The 22,293-nt window shown below is 34.4% G+C and carries 16 protein-coding genes and 2 pseudogenes; 14 read left to right on the plus strand and 4 right to left on the minus strand.

The window, feature by feature from the left end; translation table 11 throughout:
* The 9 genes from DLD82_RS13385 to DLD82_RS13425 all read left to right on the plus strand — a co-directional run.
* Positions 1-835: IS1634 family transposase (locus DLD82_RS13385; protein ID WP_109941636.1), on the plus strand; the 835-nt coding region annotated here is incomplete at its 5' end.
* Positions 836-850: 15 nt separating this feature from the next.
* Positions 851-1,705: a metallophosphoesterase family protein gene (locus DLD82_RS13390; RefSeq protein ID WP_109941637.1), complete on the plus strand. Its 855-nt coding sequence runs from the start codon at positions 851-853 to the stop codon at positions 1,703-1,705.
* Between the two features lie 52 nt (positions 1,706-1,757).
* Positions 1,758-3,593, plus strand: coding sequence for an ABC transporter ATP-binding protein (locus DLD82_RS13395; protein ID WP_181391445.1), 1,836 nt, complete (start codon positions 1,758-1,760; stop codon positions 3,591-3,593).
* Between the two features lie 55 nt (positions 3,594-3,648).
* A complete protein-coding gene (locus DLD82_RS13400; protein ID WP_109941639.1) occupies positions 3,649-3,963 on the plus strand; it encodes a PqqD family protein in 315 nt (104 codons plus the stop codon).
* A 27-nt stretch (positions 3,964-3,990) separates the two neighbouring features.
* Entirely contained in the window at positions 3,991-4,329 is a 339-nt protein-coding gene (locus DLD82_RS13405) for a hypothetical protein (protein WP_109941640.1), read from the plus strand.
* Positions 4,316-5,485, plus strand: a complete 1,170-nt coding sequence (locus tag DLD82_RS13410) for a radical SAM/SPASM domain-containing protein (protein WP_109941641.1) — start codon at positions 4,316-4,318, stop codon at positions 5,483-5,485. Before DLD82_RS13405 ends, DLD82_RS13410 begins: the two co-directional genes overlap by 14 nt.
* Before the next feature lie 302 nt (positions 5,486-5,787).
* The gene (scmC, locus tag DLD82_RS13415; protein ID WP_109941642.1) at positions 5,788-7,347 is read left to right on the plus strand and encodes a SynChlorMet cassette protein ScmC; all 1,560 of its coding nucleotides are present in this window, start codon (positions 5,788-5,790) and stop codon (positions 7,345-7,347) included.
* A 456-nt stretch (positions 7,348-7,803) separates the two neighbouring features.
* Complete coding sequence (locus DLD82_RS13420) at positions 7,804-8,643, plus strand: tetratricopeptide repeat protein (protein WP_181391446.1); 840 nt, start codon at positions 7,804-7,806, stop codon at positions 8,641-8,643.
* Positions 8,644-8,653: 10 nt separating this feature from the next.
* Positions 8,654-13,195 (plus strand): right-handed parallel beta-helix repeat-containing protein, encoded by a 4,542-nt coding sequence (locus DLD82_RS13425; protein ID WP_109941644.1) that lies wholly within the window; start codon positions 8,654-8,656, stop codon positions 13,193-13,195.
* A 160-nt stretch (positions 13,196-13,355) separates the two neighbouring features.
* Here DLD82_RS13425 and DLD82_RS13430 read toward each other — a convergent pair.
* Both DLD82_RS13430 and DLD82_RS13435 read right to left on the minus strand, forming a co-directional pair.
* Positions 13,356-13,556: pseudogene (locus DLD82_RS13430) on the minus strand (IS1634-like element ISMhu7 family transposase); the annotation flags it as partial.
* An 80-nt stretch (positions 13,557-13,636) separates the two neighbouring features.
* Positions 13,637-14,621: pseudogene (locus tag DLD82_RS13435) on the minus strand (IS1/IS1595 family N-terminal zinc-binding domain-containing protein).
* A gap of 668 nt (positions 14,622-15,289) precedes the next feature.
* On the opposite strand from DLD82_RS13435, the gene DLD82_RS18685 reads away from it, so the two are divergent.
* A complete protein-coding gene (locus tag DLD82_RS18685) occupies positions 15,290-15,457 on the plus strand; it encodes a hypothetical protein (protein WP_181391447.1) in 168 nt (55 codons plus the stop codon).
* A 172-nt stretch (positions 15,458-15,629) separates the two neighbouring features.
* The gene (locus tag DLD82_RS13445; RefSeq protein ID WP_109941646.1) at positions 15,630-15,821 is read left to right on the plus strand and encodes a hypothetical protein; all 192 of its coding nucleotides are present in this window, start codon (positions 15,630-15,632) and stop codon (positions 15,819-15,821) included.
* A 354-nt stretch (positions 15,822-16,175) separates the two neighbouring features.
* On the opposite strand, the gene DLD82_RS13450 is transcribed toward DLD82_RS13445, so the two are convergent.
* Entirely contained in the window at positions 16,176-16,721 is a 546-nt protein-coding gene (locus DLD82_RS13450; RefSeq protein ID WP_109941647.1) for a hypothetical protein, read from the minus strand.
* A gap of 662 nt (positions 16,722-17,383) precedes the next feature.
* On the opposite strand from DLD82_RS13450, the gene DLD82_RS13455 reads away from it, so the two are divergent.
* Both DLD82_RS13455 and DLD82_RS19610 read left to right on the plus strand, forming a co-directional pair.
* Positions 17,384-17,848, plus strand: a complete 465-nt coding sequence (locus DLD82_RS13455) for a helix-turn-helix domain-containing protein (RefSeq protein WP_109941648.1) — start codon at positions 17,384-17,386, stop codon at positions 17,846-17,848.
* A gap of 197 nt (positions 17,849-18,045) precedes the next feature.
* Entirely contained in the window at positions 18,046-18,393 is a 348-nt protein-coding gene (locus DLD82_RS19610) for a transposase (protein ID WP_109941649.1), read from the plus strand.
* Between the two features lie 166 nt (positions 18,394-18,559).
* Here DLD82_RS19610 and DLD82_RS13465 read toward each other — a convergent pair whose 3' ends face one another.
* Positions 18,560-20,998 (minus strand): tetratricopeptide repeat protein, encoded by a 2,439-nt coding sequence (locus tag DLD82_RS13465; protein WP_219968412.1) that lies wholly within the window; start codon positions 20,996-20,998, stop codon positions 18,560-18,562.
* Between the two features lie 288 nt (positions 20,999-21,286).
* On the opposite strand from DLD82_RS13465, the gene DLD82_RS13470 reads away from it, so the two are divergent.
* Positions 21,287-22,288: a DUF1616 domain-containing protein gene (locus tag DLD82_RS13470; RefSeq protein WP_245920452.1), complete on the plus strand. Its 1,002-nt coding sequence runs from the start codon at positions 21,287-21,289 to the stop codon at positions 22,286-22,288.
* The last annotated feature ends 5 nt before the right edge of the window (positions 22,289-22,293 follow it).

Consider the following 22,293-nt stretch of genomic DNA (forward strand, 5'->3'; position numbering starts at 1 on the left):
GTGTTTGGATGCCAGATATAAGTATGCTGCTTTCGATAGCAAGTATGGCGGTATCGAACAAAAGTGGTTTTTATTCCATTCTGAAGAGAGACATAAGTCTAGCATTAAACGTGATATTGAAAAACTTGAGGAGAAACTGGCAAAAAGTCAGACTGCCCTGAATAAATCATTGGTCAACGGGTTTGCTTGTGAAAATGATGCACGTTTAGCTGTAGAAAGATGGATGTCAAAGCATAAGCGGTACATTCTTTCTGATATCGAAATAACAAGTGATAACAAAAAAGCGTCAGGAAAAGTAGGAAGGCCGAAAAAAGGTGAGGTTCTTGAGAAGTGGTATTCTGTTTCCTGTAAATTATCTCTAAACAAGGAGGTTATCCAAAAAGAGCAAGCAGTGATGGGAAGATTTGTTCTGGCTAGCAATGACACTACAATCGATCCAAACACCTGTCTTGAGTATTATAAGGAGCAAATCACCGTTGAAAGAGGATTCAGGTTCATAAAAGGGAATTCATTTCACGCATCAGAGGTTTATCTGGAGAATTCAAATCGGATTGCAGCCTTATCCATGATAATGGTTCTATGTCTTCTCGTGTATTCGTTCACAGAGTGGGTAATTCGTGAGACATTGAAGATTGAGAAGAAACAAATCCGGGATCAAAAAGGAAAACCAACTCATAAACCATCTGCAAAATGGTTATTCTTCATGTTCAGAAGAGTGAGGCAGATTAAAGAAATTGATAATTCCAGAATACTTGTGCGAATTCTAAATTTCACTGATGAATTAAGAGATATTGTTCGATTGCTAGGGCCGCATGTGGAAAAATATTATGTGTAATTTTTTTGGTGCCGAGTGTCGGTTGTAAGAAAATTTCTTTTGATTATTGCTCTTCTCATTCTATTATCTCAATTGTGTGTACCCGTAGCATGTTCCTATACGTATTCAATTGTGCATATATCAGATCTTCAAAATCTGGCTTCACGTTATCCGGATACCTATGAGTATACTTTTTCATATCTTGACTCCATCCGGGATGAGTATAATATTAGTGCGATTATCTTCACCGGGGATCTTGTCAACAACTATAATGACAAGAAACAATGGGATGTATATGCCCGGTCAATAGAAAAAACGGATATTCCGGTATATGTTATTGCAGGTAATCATGATACGAACTGGGGTACCAGTTATAGTAATTTCTTTCGATATACCGGAAATGATGATGATTTTTATGTAACTTCTATAAACGATTTTAATCTTATCGGTATCGATTATGCCGAAAAAACCCGTTCAGAGGATACTTTCAATAAAATCCGGGATGAAATTACAAAATCGTCATTAAAATTCAACATTATTGCAACTCATTATTACATGGAGTCTGATACTGACCGATCCAAACTGGGAGAAGATATTTTTGATAAATTAATCGATCGTCCGACGATTATTATGGCCGGCCATGTCCATTCCCAGATATTTAGAGTCATTGATAAAGATGGGAAATATCCGGTGATTGAAGATATTGCGAATTATCAGGATGGTTATGATGATGATGATGATGATTCCGGCAGGAATGTATCTGCCGGTGTTCTCTATACCGTGACTACGGATAATGGGATGGTTGATGAGATTGTGGCCCAGGAGATACGGATAATTCCGGCGCAGGAATTTGGTGAGATTCAAAGAATCTATAAAAACGAAACAGGATAAAAAGTCATTCTTTTTAATTGTTTAATTGAGTAATAGTAATATCAGGTTGAAAGTGGTTTCAATTCATCTGTCCGGTTTTATCAGAGATATTTTTGTTGAGCTGATTCAGGTTATTAAAAATCTCTCCAGAACACTCCGTCTTATCTGGAGCATTACCTCCCGGTTAACTTTGGTTAATCTGATATCATCTGTTATTCTTGGAATTCTTCCTATCTGTAGTTTGTATCTGACAAAACTTATTGTTGATACTGCTACGACGGGCATTCTTGCACCGGATAAACATCAGGTTTTCTCTCTCATCATCCCACTAGTGATTATTGCAGCGATTATTGCAATATTTACTGCTTTTTTCAGGTCATTTAGTCATTATATTTCAATAGTACAATCTTCTGTTCTTACCGATGGGTTAAATAATATTATTCATGAAAAATCTGTACATCTTGAACTTGCATATTATGAAAATAAAGAATATCAGGATACTCTGCATCGGGCACAATTTGAAAGTAATTTTAGGATAAACCGTGTTTTATTAAGTATAGTAAAAATCGGTCAAAGCCTTATATCAATTGGCAGTGTTCTTGTTATTCTCATTTCTTTCTCTCCGATTGCAGGGTTAATTATTTTTAGTTCTACAATACCGTTTTTTGTTATCAGGATACTGTCCTCGGCAAAGATCTATGCTCTTAAACAATTACAGACCGAGAACGAAAGAAAGGGCAGGTATTTTCATTGGATCGTAACTAGCCAGATATTTGCAAAAGAAATCAGATTATTTGACCTTGGATCATTTTTTATTCATAAATTTAATGATATTCAGGTTGATTTGAGACATGAACAATTGTCACTTCATAAGAAACAATTAATATGGGAATCTTTTTCGCAGATTTTTATGACGGCTGCGATTTTTGGATCATTCCTGTATATCGTTATTCAGACAGTTGAAGGGGGCATTACTCCGGGTGATATGGTAATGTATTTCATGGGCTTTCAGATGTTCATTGGATATATTCAGTCAATATTCGGAGGGATGAGTGATCTCTACCAGGATCAATTATTTCTTGATAATTTGTTTCAGTTTCTGGATCATGTTCCGGAGATTATTGTTCCTCCATCTCCAAAACCTGTTCCTCAAGAAGGATTTAATCAAATAGTATTTGACCGGGTTTCATTTAGTTATCCTGGAACAGATGAAAATGTCTTGTCTGAAGTGTCTTTTCAAATACGAAAAGGGGAAATAATTGCTCTTGTAGGAGAAAATGGTGCCGGAAAGAGTTCTATCGTAAAATTACTTGCTCTTTTATATCATCCGGACAGGGGGAAAATACTAGTTGACGGGATAGATATCCGTTCGTTTGATCCAATTGGTTGGCGTAAACATATCGCAATTCTTTTCCAGGATTATTCAAGTTATCAACTTACTGTTGAAGAAAATATCCGGCTCGGTGATTTGAATCATCCGGGCAGGGTAGTGGAGACAGCTGCCAAGAAAGCTGATGCGGACACTTTTATTAGCCAATTAACAAAGGGTTATCAATCAGTATTAGGGAATTTTTTTTCCGGTGGGCACGAATTGAGCACTGGGCAATGGCAACGAATAGCTCTTGCAAGAACATTTTATCGTGATGCCGATTTGGTTATTTTAGATGAGCCATCAAGTTCTCTTGATGCCCTTGCAGAAATGAAAATTTTTGAGATATTTAAAGAACTGGTCATCGATAAATCTGCGATTATCATTAGCCACAGGTTTTCTACGATAATGATGGCTGACAAGATTTATGTTCTGGACAAAGGGAAGATTGTTGAAGAAGGTAGTCACAGGGAATTGTATGAGAAAAATGGAAAATATACTGAAATGTTTCGGGCTCAGGCTGATAGTTATCAGGTCTGAATATTTTTTATGGTGAATACATTTATTTATTACCAAATTAGGCTAATTTATTAGTATGGTAACTATTAATGAACTAACGTTATCATCCATTCCTACTAAAAATCCGTCTGTAGTCAGTCGAAAAGGTCTTGATGATCACTTAATAATTGTTAATTGCGATATCGGAAGTTCTATTGTCCTTAATAGTACAGGTGCATTTATCTGGGAAAAAATTGATGGGAAAAGGGATGTCGACCAGATTGTTATGGATGTAAAAAATTACTATGATGATGATTCAGATAGAATACGTGAAGATGTCATGAATGTTATATCCAGTCTGAAAAAGGATGGATTTATCGGTTATGAAATTATATCCGGAATATCAGATTAATCATTTTCTACATAAGCAGGATAAACAATGAAAAAATCAGAGATTAAAGAGAGCGTGAAACAAAAAGATAAAGTTTCCAATTCAACAGTTTATATGAATAATCCTGTTGTTAGTTGCCGAAAGGATAAATCAGATTTAGCTTTTTTATTTAATCCGGATATCGATAAGGAACTTCCCATTAATGGGACTGGAATATTGATATGGGATTTTCTCAATGAACCACACAACATAATTGATATTTCTCAGTACCTTCAGACAATATTTTCTGACTGCCCCTCAGATGATGCAATCTTATCTGATATTAATCAATTTATTTCTAACATATCTCATGACTTTCTTATCGAGGTAGATTGTGAAACAAACTGAATTTTGTATTCCTGATATGACTATTCCTCCTGAAGGAATTCTACCTGCTCCACTTAAAGCAGATATAATTTTAACAGGTCATTGTAATCTCTCATGTCAATATTGTTATATTTCAGATGTAAATAAGAGAAAAGATCTGCCCACTGAACAATGGCTTGATTTTTTTGATGAACTTGGAAGTCTGTGTGTGCAAAGAGTCACTCTTTCCGGTGGTGAAGTATTTCTGCGTTCTGATCTTTTTTTGCTTATTGATGGTATTATTAAAAATAAAATGCGATATTCAATTTTATCTAATGGCACTCTAATTTCTGAAAAAATAATTCAGGAATTATCAAAGAATAAAAGAAAAATCAGACTTGATTCGATACAGATTTCAATAGATGGGTCATGTGCTGATATTCATAACCGATCACGACCAGGCAGTTTTGATAAATCTATTGAGGGACTCATACGGCTAAAAGATGCAGGATTTCCTGTAAAAGTCAGGGTTACGGTTAATAGATATAATATTCATGATTTATCAAATGTTGCCCGTTTCCTTCTTGATGATATTGGCGTTAATTTTATCAGTATAATGGAGACTGCAGTAATTGGTAGCGCCAGACGAAATGAACAGGATATTGCTTTATCATTTGATGAATTAGCAAATGTTATATTAATTGCAAGGGAGCTTGAAATTAAATACAAAGAAAGAATTAAATTTAATGGGAATATTAAAAAATTTTTACGTATTACAGATAATAGTAACGGAAAAGAATCAAAAGATAATAGTTCTAATTTTAAACCAGGATACCATAGTTGCTGTGGAGCTGGTTTTTCTCACCTCACTGTATTAAACGATGGAACAATGGTTCCTTGTGATCGTCTTTCATACATGATAATTGGAGTAATCGGAAAACATCCAATTAAGGATATCTGGTTAAAATCTCCTTCATTAAATTCAATTAGGATACTTACATATTTTCCTTTATCTTTACTACCCGACTGTGATGGATGTAAATATATGCAATATTGTGATGGTGGATGTCCGGGCATATTATCTGAAAATGAAGGCAGGATTTTTGGAGTTGATTCATTCAGTTGTTTTAAAAATTTCAAGCAGATTGTAGATAATTCAAATCCTTTCAAAGATAATTATGGTAAAAACGTTCAATGAAACGTAAGTAATTAATATTAAAACATCAAATAAGAATTAGTGATTTCTATATGGATAACAAAAAGGGAACTAAACCAAAATATGTCCCACCTGAAATATGTAACATGGATATGATCAATAAAGCAAGGGGGACAAATCAAGAATGTTTTGCTGGTAAGGCTGCGGAATGTGGTTCGTCTTACGATGATACTAACTGTCCTGGTTGTACTACTTGTCAACAATATGGCGTTTCAACATAATTAATTATTGCGCCATATCTAATCACCTAGATATTTTTAATTCTAAACGCTCTTTTTAATTAGATGGTAAAAATAGAAACATGTTTTTCTAATAATTATTCTATCCCTTTTCTATTTAACAATCAATTCATATTAATTCCTGCAGGTAAAGAGGAATCTGAATTATTAGAAATCCTTGCAGATATTATGTCACTACAGAAATCAAGTACTGGAAGAAAAATTATTTTTAGTATCCAGGAATCATACGGTTTTTTTCCTCTTATAAATTTCTCCGAAGATTCCCCTAAATTATTTGCAATATATCCTTTTGATGATATTGATAAAAAAATGAATAAAATTGCAAGTTGTGCATTTGGAATAGCTTCATACTTTATTCCATATGGGGGATTTTTAATTCATGGAGCTCTCATTGAAAAAAATGGATGTGGAATTGTTCTTTCCGGACCAAGCGGGATTGGAAAATCGACCGCAAGTAAAAGAATTCCTCCCCCATGGTGTTCTTTAAGTGACGATGCAACGCTTATATTGAAACACGATAATGGTTCATATCATGCCCATCCATGGCCAACGTGGAGTACTTTTTTTAATAATGGAACTGGCGGAAAATGGGATACAAAAAAAAGTGTTCCTCTAAAGGGACTTTTTTTTCTTAAACAATCCGATATTGATTTAGTTGAAAAAATTCAATTACATAATAAATTTATTATGGTTTTTGAATGCATTCAGCATATGTTCAAAAGATGTGAACATAATTTTCGTGAACCCAATAACATTAGAGAAGTTTATAAAAAAGAAATAAAAAATGTTGGGGACTTTATTACATCAGTTCCGATATATCTTTTACAAAACACTCTTTCCGGAAAATTCTGGGAATCTATCGAACTAATTATTACTGAATTAAAAAGTAATCAAGATGATATATATGAGGAGAACGCCTTTTTAAACCAGAATAAACCTTCAAAAGTGCCTGCAACAAGTTCAGAAATTTTTTCTGATGGGCATATTCCAATTCTTTTTTCAGGATATAGTATGTATCCCACTTTGCTTCCCTTGGATTTATTAGATGTTGTACCATATAAGAATAGAAATCCATCAATTGGTGATATTATCTGTTTTAATCCACCTAATGGTGAAAAACAAGTTACTCATCGGATCATCGGTATTCGTTCTGATGGATATTTGACCCAGGGAGATAATAACAAAGAACCTGATGATTATTTTTTGACTCGTGAATTGCTTACAGGATATGTGGTTGGTGTAATACGTAAAGATAAATACTATAAAATTTCTTTTGGAATAATTGGTATTTATACACGCTGGAAGGTTCTCATTCGAAAAAAAATAACTATTTTATTACAAAGAATAATTCAAAAAAGTAAAATTAATACCCGATATTTAGGTTTATATAATTTATTTTTACAAAAATTTATAAAATTAAGATATATTATGTATTTTACCCGAAATTTTATCGTAATTAGATTATTTATTGGTAAGTACGAAATCGGAGAATATAATACTGACAGGAAATTCTGGAGAATTAAATTTCCATTCAGTATATTTTTTCAAAAGAAAGATCTTCCCATTATTGAAACATCAACTTCTAATGGTATTGAATTAGAATGAATCATGATGAGTATATTTCATGTTCAATAAAATCAAGAATTTTTTTTTATTGAAATTTAAAAAATTAAGTATGGTTGATTCAATTACATTTTTTTTATCATAATTATATTTTTCAATACGGTTATCATGTGTGTGTATGCAGAAAACTTTACAGTAGATTGGGACTCATGTTAAAATTAAACCTGGGCCACTGTTTTGCACTGAAATAAAAATTTTAAGATTAATTATTCTGATTTTAATTTTTTAAATATTATTTTCTTTTTTTATAATAATCGTATGATAAATTTATGGCCATATGGCATTTAGGCAATAGTAATATTCAAACTAATTATTTGCTAAATTTTTTACATTTAAGGCTCAAATCTATGATTTAAATAAGCAGTCCATAAAAATTATTCATTTCAAAGTTTTTATATATGAATAAAATAAACAATGGAATGTTATCTTATTACTGATATGACTGAAATAATTAATACCTTTCAAATTCAGGATAAAAACATCTTAAAAACATCTGATAGTGGATGCCTTAATGGAAATTCTTTTTTTAATATCATAAGAATAAAAGGGATTTTAATTCTTTTTTTAGCGCTTATTATACTAGTTTTCTGTGTTAATGCTGATTCCGGAATGGATTTATTGACAATTGGAGATTATTCCGGGGCACTGGCAGCATTTACCCAAGAGGTTGATGATTATGAGGGATCAGACCAAGCACCAATTTTCAATAATATTGGTACTTGTTATGTTGCTTTGGGTGATTTGGAAAATGCATCAAAATATTATGAAAAAGCAGTAATTTCAAATCCTGAATATTTCCGGAGTTGGATTAATCTTGGGGCCGTCCAGGAAAAACTTGGGAGAATTGATGATGCCCTTACCAGTTATGAAAAGGTAACAAGTAAAAACCGTGAATTTTTTGCTGATGCTTTAGTTAGAAAAGGGAATATTCTTTCTTCTCTTGGAAAACTAGATGAGGCGAGGACTACTTTTTTGGAAGGAGAAAACTATGCAACTGTTCAAACTGCTCCCGATGTCTATACAGGAATTGGAGCGGTGGCTTTTATGCAAAACGACACTATTGAAGCGGAAAATGCATTTTTAAAGGCAATTGAATTGGATACAGGTGGTGCTATTATGGCTTATACTAATTTAGGTGTCCTCTATGTTACTCAAGGTGAGTATGATAAAGCTAAAGCTGCTTTTCAAATGGCTGTCAGTCATGATCCCGATGGGATATCAAATGCACAGACATATCTTAACAATCTCGAGAGAATGAGTGGAACAAATCAATCATAGTGGTGAAATCATGAAATTATTCAAATCTTTGTTAATTATATTCCTGCTTCTTTTTACAGTAGGAATTGTACTAGCATGTGAAACTACAGATCCAAATTCAGGGCACGGCGGCTGTTCAGGCGGTCATGATGGCGGTTGTACCAATCCGGATGGCTGTGGTGGTAGTTCACACGAAAGCCCATGTACTGGTGATTCTTGTCCTGCTGTCCCCAATGAGGAAATATTAGCACCTGAAGATGATGGTTCCAGTATAGACGAAAGCCCATGTACTGGTGATTCTTGTCCTGCTATCCCCAATGAGGAAATATTAGCACCTGAAGATGATGGTTCCAGTATAGATGAAAGCCCATGTACTGGTGATTCTTGTCCTGCTGTCCCTGATGAGGAAGCATTAGCACCTGAAGATGATGATTCCAGTATTGACGAATCCACATGCACTGGTGATTTGTGTCCTGCTGTCCCTGATGAGGAAGCATTAGCACCTGAAGATGATGATTCCAGTATTGACGAATCCACATGCACTGGTGATTTGTGTCCTGCTGTCCCTGATGAGGAAGCATTAGCACCTGAAGATGATGATTCCGGTATAGACGAAACTCCATGTATTGGTGATTCTTGTCCTGCTGTCCCTGATGAGGAAGATTTAGTTCCTGAAGATGATGGATCTAATTTATCGGTTACTGACGGTTCTTGTACCGGTGATTCTTGTCCTGTTGTTCCTGATGAGGCAGCATTAGTTCCTGAAGACGATGGAGCCCATGAAGTTGTTAGTAACGATATATCAGGCTCTATTGAATTAGTAGTGGATACAGAAACTGAAGATTATACTTATACATTAGGTACCTGGACAATTACCGGAGCATATAAAGAATATTATATAAATCAGAATTATAACTCTGAAGATTATGAATCGGAAGAAGATTTTACTTTTAGTATTGTAATTTCAGCTTCAGGAGTTACGCTAGATGGAAATGGATTCTCGATCAGTGGTTCTGGAAATGGAATAGGCATTGATATCACGTCTTCAGCCAACGATGTCACAGTGGAGAATTTCGCGGGAATAAGCAATTATGATATTGGTGTAAGTACTTCGGGTTCTTCTTCTACAATAACTGATAATACAGTGAATGATAATTATTATGGAATAAAATCCACTGGATCAGCTGCTACGATAGATCATAATACAATATCAGATAATTATGGTGGAGTCTTATCTAAAGGCTCTTCTGCAACTATTACTGACAATCTGGTCCAGAATAATAATGATGGTATCAGGTCTACTGGTTCTTCTGTACTTATTGATAGTAATACCGTCATTGACAATCAATATGGTGTCAGTTCAATTGGTGAAAGTGCAACTATTAATGAAAACCTCGTGAAAAATAATGGTATTATTGGTGTAATTTCTAATGGTAATAATGCTACAATCAATGGAAATTATGTTATTACTAACTTTCAAATGGGTATTAAATCCTGCGGAATAAATGCATCAATCTCTCAAAACCTGGTATATGATAATGGCATTGGAATAAATTCCTTTGGTGATGATGTCACAATTGATGAGAATTGTGTGATTAATAACACTGATATCGGTATCAGCTCATCAGCCATCAATGCTGATATCACTGAAAATTTCGTTAAGGGAAGTGTTATTGGAATTGGTTCTTCTGGAACGAATGCTGAAATTACTAGTAATATTGTGAAAGAAAACATTCTTGGTATTGATTCTCTTGGCAAGGATGTTAATATTTCAAATAACTATGTTAGTGATAATGAACAGCTTGGAATCCGTTCTCGTGGTTCATCAGCAACCATAAACCAGAACACTGTCCAAAATGGATATGCAGGAATCTATTCTTACGGCTCTTCTGCAACTATTACTGACAATCTGGTCCAGAATAATAATGATGGTATCAGGTCTACTAATTCTTCTGTAGTTATTGATAGTAATACCGTCAGTGAGAATCAGTATGGTATCAGTTCAATTGGTGAAAGTGCAACAATTAATGAAAATCTCATGAAAAATAATGGTATTATTGGTGTAATTTCTAATGGTAATAATGCTACAATCAATGGAAATTATGTTTTTAATAACGTTGAAATGGGTATTAAATCCTGTGGAATAAATGCATCAATCTCTCAAAACCTGGTATTTGATAATGGCATTGGAATAAATTCCTTTGGTGATGATGTCACAATTGATGAGAATTGTGTGATTAATAACACTGATATCGGTATCAGTTCATCAGCCATCAATGCTGATATCACTGAAAATGTTGTTAAGGGAAATGTTATTGGAATTGGTTCTTCTGGAACGAATGCTGAAATTACTAATAATATTGTGAAAGAAAATATTCTTGGTATTGATTCTCTTGGCAAGGATGTTGAAATTTCGAATAACTATGTTAGTGATAATGAACAGCTTGGAATCCGTTCTCGTGGTTCATCAGCAACCATAAACCAGAACACTGTCCAGAATGGATATGCAGGAATCTATTCTTATGGCTCTTCTGCAACTATTACTGACAATCTGGTCCAGAATAATAATGATGGTATCAGGTCTACCGGACCTTCTGTGGCCATTGCAAGTAATACCGTCATCAACAATAAGTATGGTATCAGTTCAATTGGTGAAAGTGCAACAATTAATGAAAACCTCGTGAAAAATAATGGTATTATTGGTGTAATTTCTAATGGTAATAATGCTACAATCAATGGAAATTATGTTCTAAATAACGTTGAAATGGGTATTAAATCCTGTGGAATAAATGCATCAATCTCTCAAAACCTGGTATATGATAATGGAATTGGAATAAATTCCTTTGGTGATGATGTCACAATTGATGAGAATTGTGTGATTAATAACACTGATATCGGTATCAGTTCATCAGCCATCAATGCTGATATCATTGAAAATGTTGTAAAGGGAAATGTAATTGGAATTGGTTCTTCTGGAACGAATGCTGAAATTAATAGTAATATTGTGAAAGAAAACATTCTTGGTATTGATTCTCTTGGCAAGGATGTTGAAATTTCGAATAACTATGTTAGTGATAATGAACAGCTTGGAATCCGTTCTCGTGGTTCATCAGCAACCATAAACCAGAACACTGTCCAGAATGGATATGCAGGAATCTATTCTTATGGCTCTTCTGCAACTATTACTGACAATCTGGTCCAGAATAATAATGATGGTATCAGGTCTACTGGTTCTTCTGTAGTTATTGATAGTAATACCGTCATCAACAATAAGTATGGTATCAGTTCAATTGGTGAAAGTGCAACAATTAATGAAAACCTCGTGAAAAATAATGGTAAGATTGGTATAATTTCTAATGGAAATAATGCTACAATCAATGGAAATTATGTTATCAATAACTTTGAAATGGGCATTAAATCCTGTGGAATAAATGCATCAATCTCTCAAAACCTGGTATATGATAATGGGATTGGAATAAATTCCTTTGGTGATGATGTCACAATCGATGAAAACTGTGTGATTAATAACAAAGATATCGGAATCAGTTCGTCAGCTCGCAATGCTGAAATCACTGATAATGTAGTAAAGGGAAGTGATGTTGGAATTGGTTCTTCGGGCATGTATGCTGATATAAGCGGTAATGTTGTAACACATAATAATCTTGGCATCGATTCCCTTGGTGAATATGCTGAAATCAGTAATAATTGCGTTGACAGTAATTCAGAGATCGGTATCAGGTCTGTTGGTTCTTCTGCTGATATTATTAAAAATAAGGTTTCCAAGAATTATGAGGGTATACAGTCAACCGGTTCATCTGCAATTATTACCGAAAACAATGTACATCATAACAAATATGGTATCAATTCAACCGGTTCATCTGCAACAATAAATGAAAACCATGTATTCCATAATTCAAAAGTTGGAATTACATCAACCGGTAATGATGCTGATATCACAGAAAACTTAGTCTATCATAATGATATTGGCATTAAATCATCTGGGTTAAATGCTTTACTTGACGATAATAAGGTATATCATAATGATATGGGTATTTTATCCTATGGTTCAGATGCCATTATTACAAATAATGATGTTGTAGGAAATTACGAGGCAGGAATCATCTCTACTGGTGCATCATCATCTATAATAAATAATAATGTGAAAGATAGTCTGGTTGGTATTGATTCTTCAGGCAAAAATACTGAAATCAGTGGTAATACTGTTAATAACAATGGTGTCGGAATAATTTCCTCCGGTACTGGTTCACATATCAGTGATAACGAGTTAAAATGTAATATTTTAGGTATTGTCAATACAGGGAAAAACGCTATTATTGATGAAAATTCGATTAAGAATGGACTTATTGGTATTTTTAATTCCGGATGCTATGTTACCATAGATGATAACTCAATTAAAAATGCTGAAATTGGTATCGTAAATACGGGTTGTCGTGTAACTATTACTGATAATAACGTGAAAAATGGATTGATTGGAATTTTAAATACCGGTTCTAAAGTAACCGCTAAAAATAATGATTTAAAGGGTAATTTAATCAAGAAAATTGGAATTTGATGAGGAGGATTATTTCTCATTTTTTAAATAATTATATGAACTATGCTTAAACGATAGATTGTGCTCTGTTTGGATTTCATGTGATATCACTTGCACAGTCTCTCTCATATTCAATGAATTTTTATTCATCCGACACTCGGCACCAAAAAAATTACGCATACTATTTTTCCACATGCGGCCCTCGTAATCGGAGAATATATCTTAATTCATCCGTGAAATTCAAAACTCGAACAATAACCCGGAATTCACACTTTCCTTAATCTGCTTCACTCTTCTGAACATGAAGAACAACCATTTTTGCAGATGGTCTCTGAGTTGGTTTTCTTTTTTGATCCCGGATTAGTTTCTTCTCAATCTTCAATCCCAAGTTTGCCACTTTGACTATAGATACTCATTAAGATCACGCACTATTGTGATCAAAATACTTGGTATTGACCCAAATTATAACTGAACATGGTGGTTTAAAAACTCCTCCCAATTCCATAAGTGATCAGTAATAATCTCCAGCATTGCCGGAGACTAACGGTCAGTTTTGATTTCAATAAAGTTGTAGACGAATTGAAAAATGTTTAATGATGCTATATAATCATGGACGGTTTTCGAAAATGAAACCGTTTTCCTTCCAAACCTACTCAAACGCTGACGAATTTTATTATTATAGCCCTCAACAACAGATGTTGAGATTGAAGGAAAATGAGGATTACCAAATATTTTCTCTCGAAAAACACAAACAAGCGTATTTTTTTTCTTGACTTTTACCCGCTGGCCATAATTCATACATGGTTCCCAATATAATTCTGGCAAACAAATCGAGTATTGAATATTTCCATCAGTATATATCGAAATTTTCTCATCGGGTGTTGGGAGATTCATTCTCTCAAAAAAGAGATCCATCATATCTGCACAGTTACTTCCAATCCTCTTTCATGAGTGAAATGCGATAAATAATCCAGATTCTCTTTTGAAACTTGTATCTGTCCAATAATCTCCATATTCTTCAGGTTCATTATTTTGGAGATTTTTGTTTTTTTTGTATAAATTCCCTAATTTCATCCATTTCACAATCACCAGCAGGGACATCACAGATGTTGTGATCATTGAGGATTTCTGCATGGTCTCCGATAAGGTGATAATACCTGGAAATCGTATCCCGGTGGTGATCAATAATTCTGGATACCCCACGAATTGATGTTTTTTCCACTGCATGCTTTGCAATTAAAAGAACTTCAGAACGAGGTAAACGTGAATGATAAAGGGGAGTATTACGTGTTTCAATGAAATACTGACCACAATGATGGCAATGATATTGTTGATTTCCTGTTGTATTATGACCATTTTTTGTAATGTCCTTTCCCTCTTCTATTTGAAAGAATGAACAATCCGGGTTTTGACAGGTTATGTTTATTGGACCGCGTTTTCCTACCATTGTTAATATTCATCATCTAATTCATATAAAATTTTAATACATGGATATTGACACAATTTTGCCTATAAGTATTACCAGCTTTTTGTCAGGACATTACCCAAAATCGATAGCGCCGTTTGATGAATTTTGTTGACGTATGCTTCAGGTCCGGGATCTCAAATCGGATTAGTGAGACAAATATCTGTGCAATAAACCCAATGATTAATGCCCCGTAAATACTATTATTTGTTCATATACGTAATGGTTTGATTCGATCTCGTTCTTGAGAGAGTTGAATATCTTTTCAATCAAGACATTCTTCTGATAGGTCAGAAGGGCTTCAGTAAGTGTCAAATTCTTACTTGATTTGGGCAGAAAACTTCCTCTCTCCCATTTATAAACTTTATTTCAAGAAGCCATATAGCATCATCTTCGGAGAGTTCCATCAGCATTGTCTGGATGGAGTAGCCCACATCCACAAGAAGATTGTTAATCCTGAATCGTTTTGGAAGAGCCTTATTCTTGTCAATGCTCTATTGAATGGCCTTTGCTTCTTTTATCTCACGAACGACTTTTCTGGCTCTGGATTCCAGCTGTTCTTTCTGCAGTTTTTTTGAGAAGTAGAGATAGTTAATAGTGTTTGGCTTCTTGATTTTAATTCCGCGAATCCCAGATTCCTCATCAATTACATGCGGATTATAGGTTTCAAACTTAGCGATTATGTTGTCATCGCTCTTGTTGAGCTTTTTTCCGGTGATGAACTGAAGATTATCTGCCCGGATCAACTGGGTATTAGCGACACTATTCGCTCCTTTATCGAATATAACCAGAGATCCTTCTTTCAGCCGGTTGTTTGACTGTGATATGTCTTCTTGAAGTGGATATGATCATTGAGATTGCCAGGTTCGATTGTCATCCCATTTGGGATATTTATCGGGCCTTAAAGTTCTGTAACACCAACTGTGATCTGTTTTTTTCTGGGCGGTGGTCACAGATGAATACATATTTTCCAAGTCGGGCCTCATAGCCATGAAGGACCAGGCTGGTCCAGTCCATGTAGATGTTGGGATGCTCAAAATCGTATCGCGAAAAAAAGACATCCTGGATGTCAGAGATGATTTCATCACGATTAGTATCAAGCATTTCAAGGACACGGTAAAGCGTTCTTTCACTGAAGTAAGGGAGAGGGGGAAAATTCGTCAAGTATTTCAGGCCGGTTGATCCAGTCTTCAGACCTTTTTATGTTGAAGTTATTCGTCAATTTGTAGCTAATGAGGGCTCGAAGTAGTTTGTTGATTTCGATACTCCTCGTCTCGTGCTTTCCGAAAATATCGCAAATTGCAGGATTTCATACAACTTATCAACGAGGAATATTGTCCCGATAGGAAAAGATATATTTTCATTCGGCGAAAGTTCATTGGTTCTTTTTTTTGTCTGCATTTTTAACGATTCAAACATCACTAAAAACACACATATTATTTTCTAGTGGCAAAGTTGGGCTTTAAAATGGAGTCCGAAGTTAATGCTGGATAATCATTATCCATTTTTTAGGTAATTCTTCGAATCGGTCGTAATCTAACATAGCTGCACAGTAGGAAAACGAATCCACTCTTCGATAGTCCACACATGATCTGTTAAACCTGCTGCCATTGCAGGTGTTCTTTTCACTGATCGCTTCCCTTGTTTATCTTGTAGTTGAAGTGTCCCAACGGACCAACAAAAATTGTAACTATATAGAGAAAAGAACGTCATCAATTCGTGTTCTTCCAGTTCTTTAGAAAATGAAAGCGTTTTTCTAAGTTTTTGTGAATTCCGATTTCTGTCAGTACCATTCTGCCGTTCGATAAATGAAGTGTTAATATTATTGCTAACTTTTGAAGCTTTTAATGCGTTTTTCAGTCCTTCCTCTGTTCCAAAGATTAACTCAGTCTCAACCTTACATATTCTTCCTTTGGAAAGATGTTTTTTTACCATTGCATAAATCAATTCTGAAGGAACCTCCCAATATGGCTTTTTTGGGCGTCCTCGTTTGCCTGTTCTTTCAAGATTGACCAGTTTTCCATATCCGACAAGAATGGCATCTATGTATGGCAAATACTTGTCTGTGGTAATCAATCTCATTATTTTACCCCCGGTTCTTCTAATAAAGTCTTGTATGAGTTTGTGAGTGTTCTTTGCAGTTCGTTTTCCGGGAATGACAGAAAGAACTAATCGGTTTTCAGGACCATAAGCAATATGATCCCAATTATCTCCATAATTGTTATCTTTTGGGTCCTATGGATCACAATTCTTCTCTTTCTTACCAATGAAACTCCATTTTTCATCGAATTGAACTTCATTAGTCTGAGGGGGAAAAACCAACCAATTCATCATGGGCTACTTGAGCATGTTTTCCTGACTTTTTAGAGAGCCTAGCCACTGTCCCTAAACTCACTTCTGTTAATCTGCTGGTTTTTCGTATACCACATCCCTCGGAGAGATGTGCCATAACAGAAACGGCTTGATCGTGGTCTATTTTTGAGTTGAATAAAACAGTACCTCTGGTTTCAGAAAAGCGATAGCCACAAGACCTGCATCTCAACATACGGTTTCCTTGGCTCCCAGATGTTCCACTAACCGTAAGATTTCCTAGTCCACGTTTCCCATAATCGGAACAATCTGGATTTTGACAACAAAAAAGATGAGTATCATCTTTTTTGAGGGGGGATTTAGATCGCATTGGTTCATTAATAATTTATAGTTTGTTGCATTACTTTCTATACTTTTAAATTTAAACATAGTTTATGATAAATGTCCAGCAAATATCAATTATTCCTCACATTACTCAAAGTGATTTGCTTAAAAAAATAAAAGATTATGAGCTCGAGGCCAAAATCCATAAGCGGTTAACCTTTATTAACCTTCGGTATTCGAATATGTCCGTAAAGGAAGCGTGTAAATTAGTAGGTATTTCTCCGGGAACGGGTTACACGTGGCAGGACAGGTGGAATTCAGAAGGTTATGCAGGTGGAAAGCCAGCAAAACTTTCAGATGTTGAAAAGGATCAATTATATGAGATTTTACACACTCACAATTTTTGGACAACCTCTGAAGTTCGAGAGTTAATTTTTTTAAAATTTTCCGTAAATTATAGTATGGACCAAATAAGGAGAATTTTAAAGAAATACAAAATGCTTTTTGGGAAATTATATCCGCAAGATTATCGTCGGCCTGAAAACGCAGAGGAAATTTTAAAAAAAGACTCCTAAAAATGAGCAAAAATGTTGTAATCGGCTTTTTCGATGCTAGTTCCCCACAATCTACTGCTAACACTTAACGGGTTTGGTTTTTCACAAAAACCCGCATTATAAAAAATACCAGTAAGTTTAGAGCCAATACCTTTGGAATTTACTCTCCTAATGGGAACTCCATTTTAACATTTCGTGATCACTCTTAAAAAGAGGACATATGTGAAGTCTTAAGTGAATTTAAAGTAGCAAATCCAGGAAAAAGAATTGTGATAATTCTTGACAACTTCTCATCTCATCGATCACAAATGGTCCGTGATTTTTCTGCACAAAATGGTATTGAACTAATTATCCTTCCGCCGTATTCTCCAGATTTAAATCCAATTGAGCAAATTTGGAGAGCTGTCCGGAGAGATCTTTCTACCCTTTTCATTAAGGATCATGATCACTTAAAAGCAGAAATTTGGGAAGAATTTTTCTACAGAATTAACCAGATCACCTATTTCAAAGGATGGGCTGAAAAATTTTTGAGCGCAAAATATTATTTCAAAATATTATGCAACTAACTATAATATATTATTAAATTTATTATGATTTTCACATAATAAGATCACGACCTTCGAATCTAATCGGGATATTAATATCTGTTGATAATTGGGAAAAAACGCTACTAACTCTATCTTTTTGAAAAGATGAATAAAAAATTATTATCAGAAAAATAGTTGTTCAGGGTTAAAAGAGATTTACTCGTAAATTATTCTGGTCTTCAATAGTTGCATTTGTAATGACTGATGGCGGAATTATAATACTTTTATTGTAATTTTTCGCCTGCCTGTACGCTTGTAATGATTCGTTATACATCATAAGTCCGGTAAGGGCCTCACCTTTATAGAGCCAGGCTGTGGCATTTTTCGGATGTAATTCTATTACTTTATCAAAAGCGAATATGGATTTGTTGAATTCCGAAAGTTTTTGATAAAGTTCTCCTAAAGTAAACCAGCTAGGACGGCTTTTTGGAGAGAGGATTGTATAGTTTTCATATGCGGCAATTGCTGGTTCAGTTTCTCCAATTTTGATATATGAATCACCCATATTTTTCCATACTGATGTTAAATTCGGGTTTAATTCTAATGCGGTTTCATATGATTCAGTCGCTTCTTTATAGTATTCAAGGCTTTTTTGAGAATCTCCTTTTCCTATCCATGCAGACGTAAGGGTATCATTAAGTCCGAGGGCATTATCATATGCTTCAATAGCTTCTTCATATCTCTTGAGATTCTTCAATGTATTTCCCTGGTTAATCCATGTTCCTGGATTATCCTGGTTAATTTCAAGGATACTTTCATATGTACTATACACTTCTTCATGAATCTCATCAGTAAGAGATTTTTTCATATTCCTGAGTGCAGTAGCTTTTCCATTCAGGGCTGAAACAAGAGTAGGGTCTATCTCCAGCACTTTTTCAAAAGCTATAAGGGCACTTGAATATTGTTTAAGACCATTTAGGGCATTTCCTTTTCCTATCCATGCATTAGGATCATTTTCGTCAAGGTAAAGTATACGGTTATATGCATCGATGGCTTCGTTATATTTTTTCATCGACTGAAGGGTGGAACCTTTCCCCTTCAGAGCGGATATCGAATTTTTGTCCAGTTCATATGCCCGGTTAAAAGAGTCCAGTGCGGCTTCATAATTTTTATCAGACTTGTATGTATTACCAAGACTAATCCATAATGAGGCATCTTCCGGATTTATCGTCAAAGCCTGGTTAAAAATTTCTGCCGCTTCTTCGTAACGGTTTTCTGATAAATAAGCATTGGCTTTTCTTTTAATAGACGAAGTAGATTCAGGATCCAGTGCTATTGCTTTATCAAAAGCTAATATGGCTTCATCAAAATTTCCCTTTTTTATTAGAAAATTACCTTTCTGGATGTATCCAGTAACATCATCCGGATTTTCTGCAATAATTGAGTTGTATATTTCAAGAGATTCTTCAGTTTTATTTAATGATGTGAGGACTTCTCCTTTTTTAATCAAAGCCGTTGTAAGGTTCGGGTTGATTTCACACACTCTGTCATATACTTCTATTGCTTCTTCGTTCCTACCTAACTTACTTAACGAATCTCCTTTATTTATAAGCGCTGATGTTAAACCCGGGTTTAATGAATATGCAGTATCAAAAGCTTTTATTGCATTTTCATATTCTTCTAGTTTAGTATAAACTGATCCTACACTATTCCATACAGATGCAAGACCAGGATCGATTTCTAGTGCCAATTTATATGCTGTAATTGATTTGTTATAATCCTGTAAATCTGAAAAAATTGCTCCTTTACTTAAAAAGGGAGAAGTAAGGTTAGGATCGATATCAATAGCTTTGTCATATGTGGTTATCGCTTCATCATATTTTTGCATTTTTCTAAAAGAATCGCCTTTTTTCAATAATGCCGAGGTGTATTCCGGATCTAATTCAAATGCTTTGTTAAAAGCAGGTATCGCCTCTTGGTATTGGCTGAGTGTATAATATGCATCTCCAATATTATACCATCCCGATTTCTGGTCTGGATTGATTTCCAGAGATTTTTTAAAAGATTCAATTGCTTCTTCATATTTCTTTTGTTTATTATAAGTAACTCCTTTGCTATTCCAAGGTGCGGTCAGGTTAGGATCAAGATCAATCACTTTGTCATATGTTGATATTGCTTCTTCATATTGCTGTAAATTTCTTAGTGAATCACCTTTTTTCAATAATGCCGAGGTGTATTCCGGATCTAATTCAAAGGCTTTGTCAAAAGCAGGCATTGCCTCTTCATATCGTTTGAGTGAATAATATGTATTTCCAATATTATACCATACAGATTTCAGATTCGGGTCAATCTCCAGTGCTTTATTGAAAGAATATATCGCTTCTTCATATTTTTTTAAATTATAAAGTGCTTGACCTTTTTTATTACAAATATCTGCATTCGTTGTATCCAGAATTAGAATTTTGTCATATTCTGTAATTGCGTCTTCAAATTTCTTCAATTTTACCAGTGTATTAGCCTTTCCTGTTAAAGCACGAATGTCAGATGCATTTTGAATCAATAATTGGTCAAAGGATTGTAATGCTTCATCATATTTTCCTTCTTTGTAAAGATCATATGCAGTAGGAGATGAATCATCAATCAAATCATCAGAACCAAGACAAGGATTGCAGGTCACCAGAAAAGATAGAATCATTAGAGAGAAAATTGAAAAAAATTTTTTGATGTTTAAATGCCTAAAATCTAATAAATAATTCGATAAATTATTTAGCATAAATATTACTTATTTTTAATAATAAATTAATCCTTCATTTTGATATTCATAGAATTGATGTAACGATATCGATATTTTTTTCAGATGATATATCTAAAAATCTGAAGGATTTATTCATATACTCAAAGCCTTAATTTAAAGAGAGATCAAATTATTTATGTGAATTCATCTCCTGATCCAGAAAAAATATGGGGTACTATAAATAAAGCCTTTTTTGAAGTCAGGATTTTTCCGGATTTAAAGGTTATTTTCTTGTGGCTCTTTATATCTTTATGTGCAATTTATGTTCCATTTCTGAATACCAGTCCTATCCGGACACTTTTTGCTCTCCCTGTAATATTATTTATTCCGGGATATTCTCTTATTGCAGCGTTTTTTCCTCAAAAATCAGATTTGGATCTTATAGAACGTATTGCACTCTCATTTGGGATGTCCATTGCAGTAGTTCCTCTAATCGGTCTTGCATTAAATTATACGCCGTGGGGCATACGTCTTGATCCAATTGTCATATCATTATCTGCATTCGTCTTAGCAATGATCCTTATTGGACAGTATCGGAGAGGAATACTACCTGATGAAGAGAGATATGAATTTCCATTCTCTCAGATAATTGAATCAGTAAGGGATGATTTTTTTTCAGATGGTCAGACCCGTTTTGACCGCATTCTTTCAATAATTCTGTTAATTTCAATTATTACTGCAATTAGTGTTACAATTTTTGTTATTGCTGTTCCTAAAGAAGGAGAAAAATTTACAGAATTTTTCATTCTTGGTGAGAATCAAATGGCTGCTGATTATCCTTCAAAAGTATTTGTCGGAGTACAATATCCTTTATTTATCGGTGTTGGAAATCATGAGTATCGCAATATCACGTATACGATTGAGACACATGTGATGAATATGACGTTTAATCCGGAAGATAATACATCAACCATAATGGCGATGGATTTAATTGACAAAGATACCCTTACTATTCCTCATAATGAAACAATTACACGTCCGTATACCTTCATTCCACCAGGTACTGGATATAATAGGATAGAATTTTTACTGTTTAATGAATCAGTTCCTAATGAAACGATAAAAAATATGGACAGGATAAATGCAAGTTATCGCGATCTTCATCTCTGGACTCAGATCTATCCGGCAGAAAAGAGGTAAATTTT

Source organism: Methanospirillum stamsii (assembly GCF_003173335.1).
Taxonomy (GTDB): Archaea; Halobacteriota; Methanomicrobia; order Methanomicrobiales; family Methanospirillaceae; genus Methanospirillum; species Methanospirillum stamsii.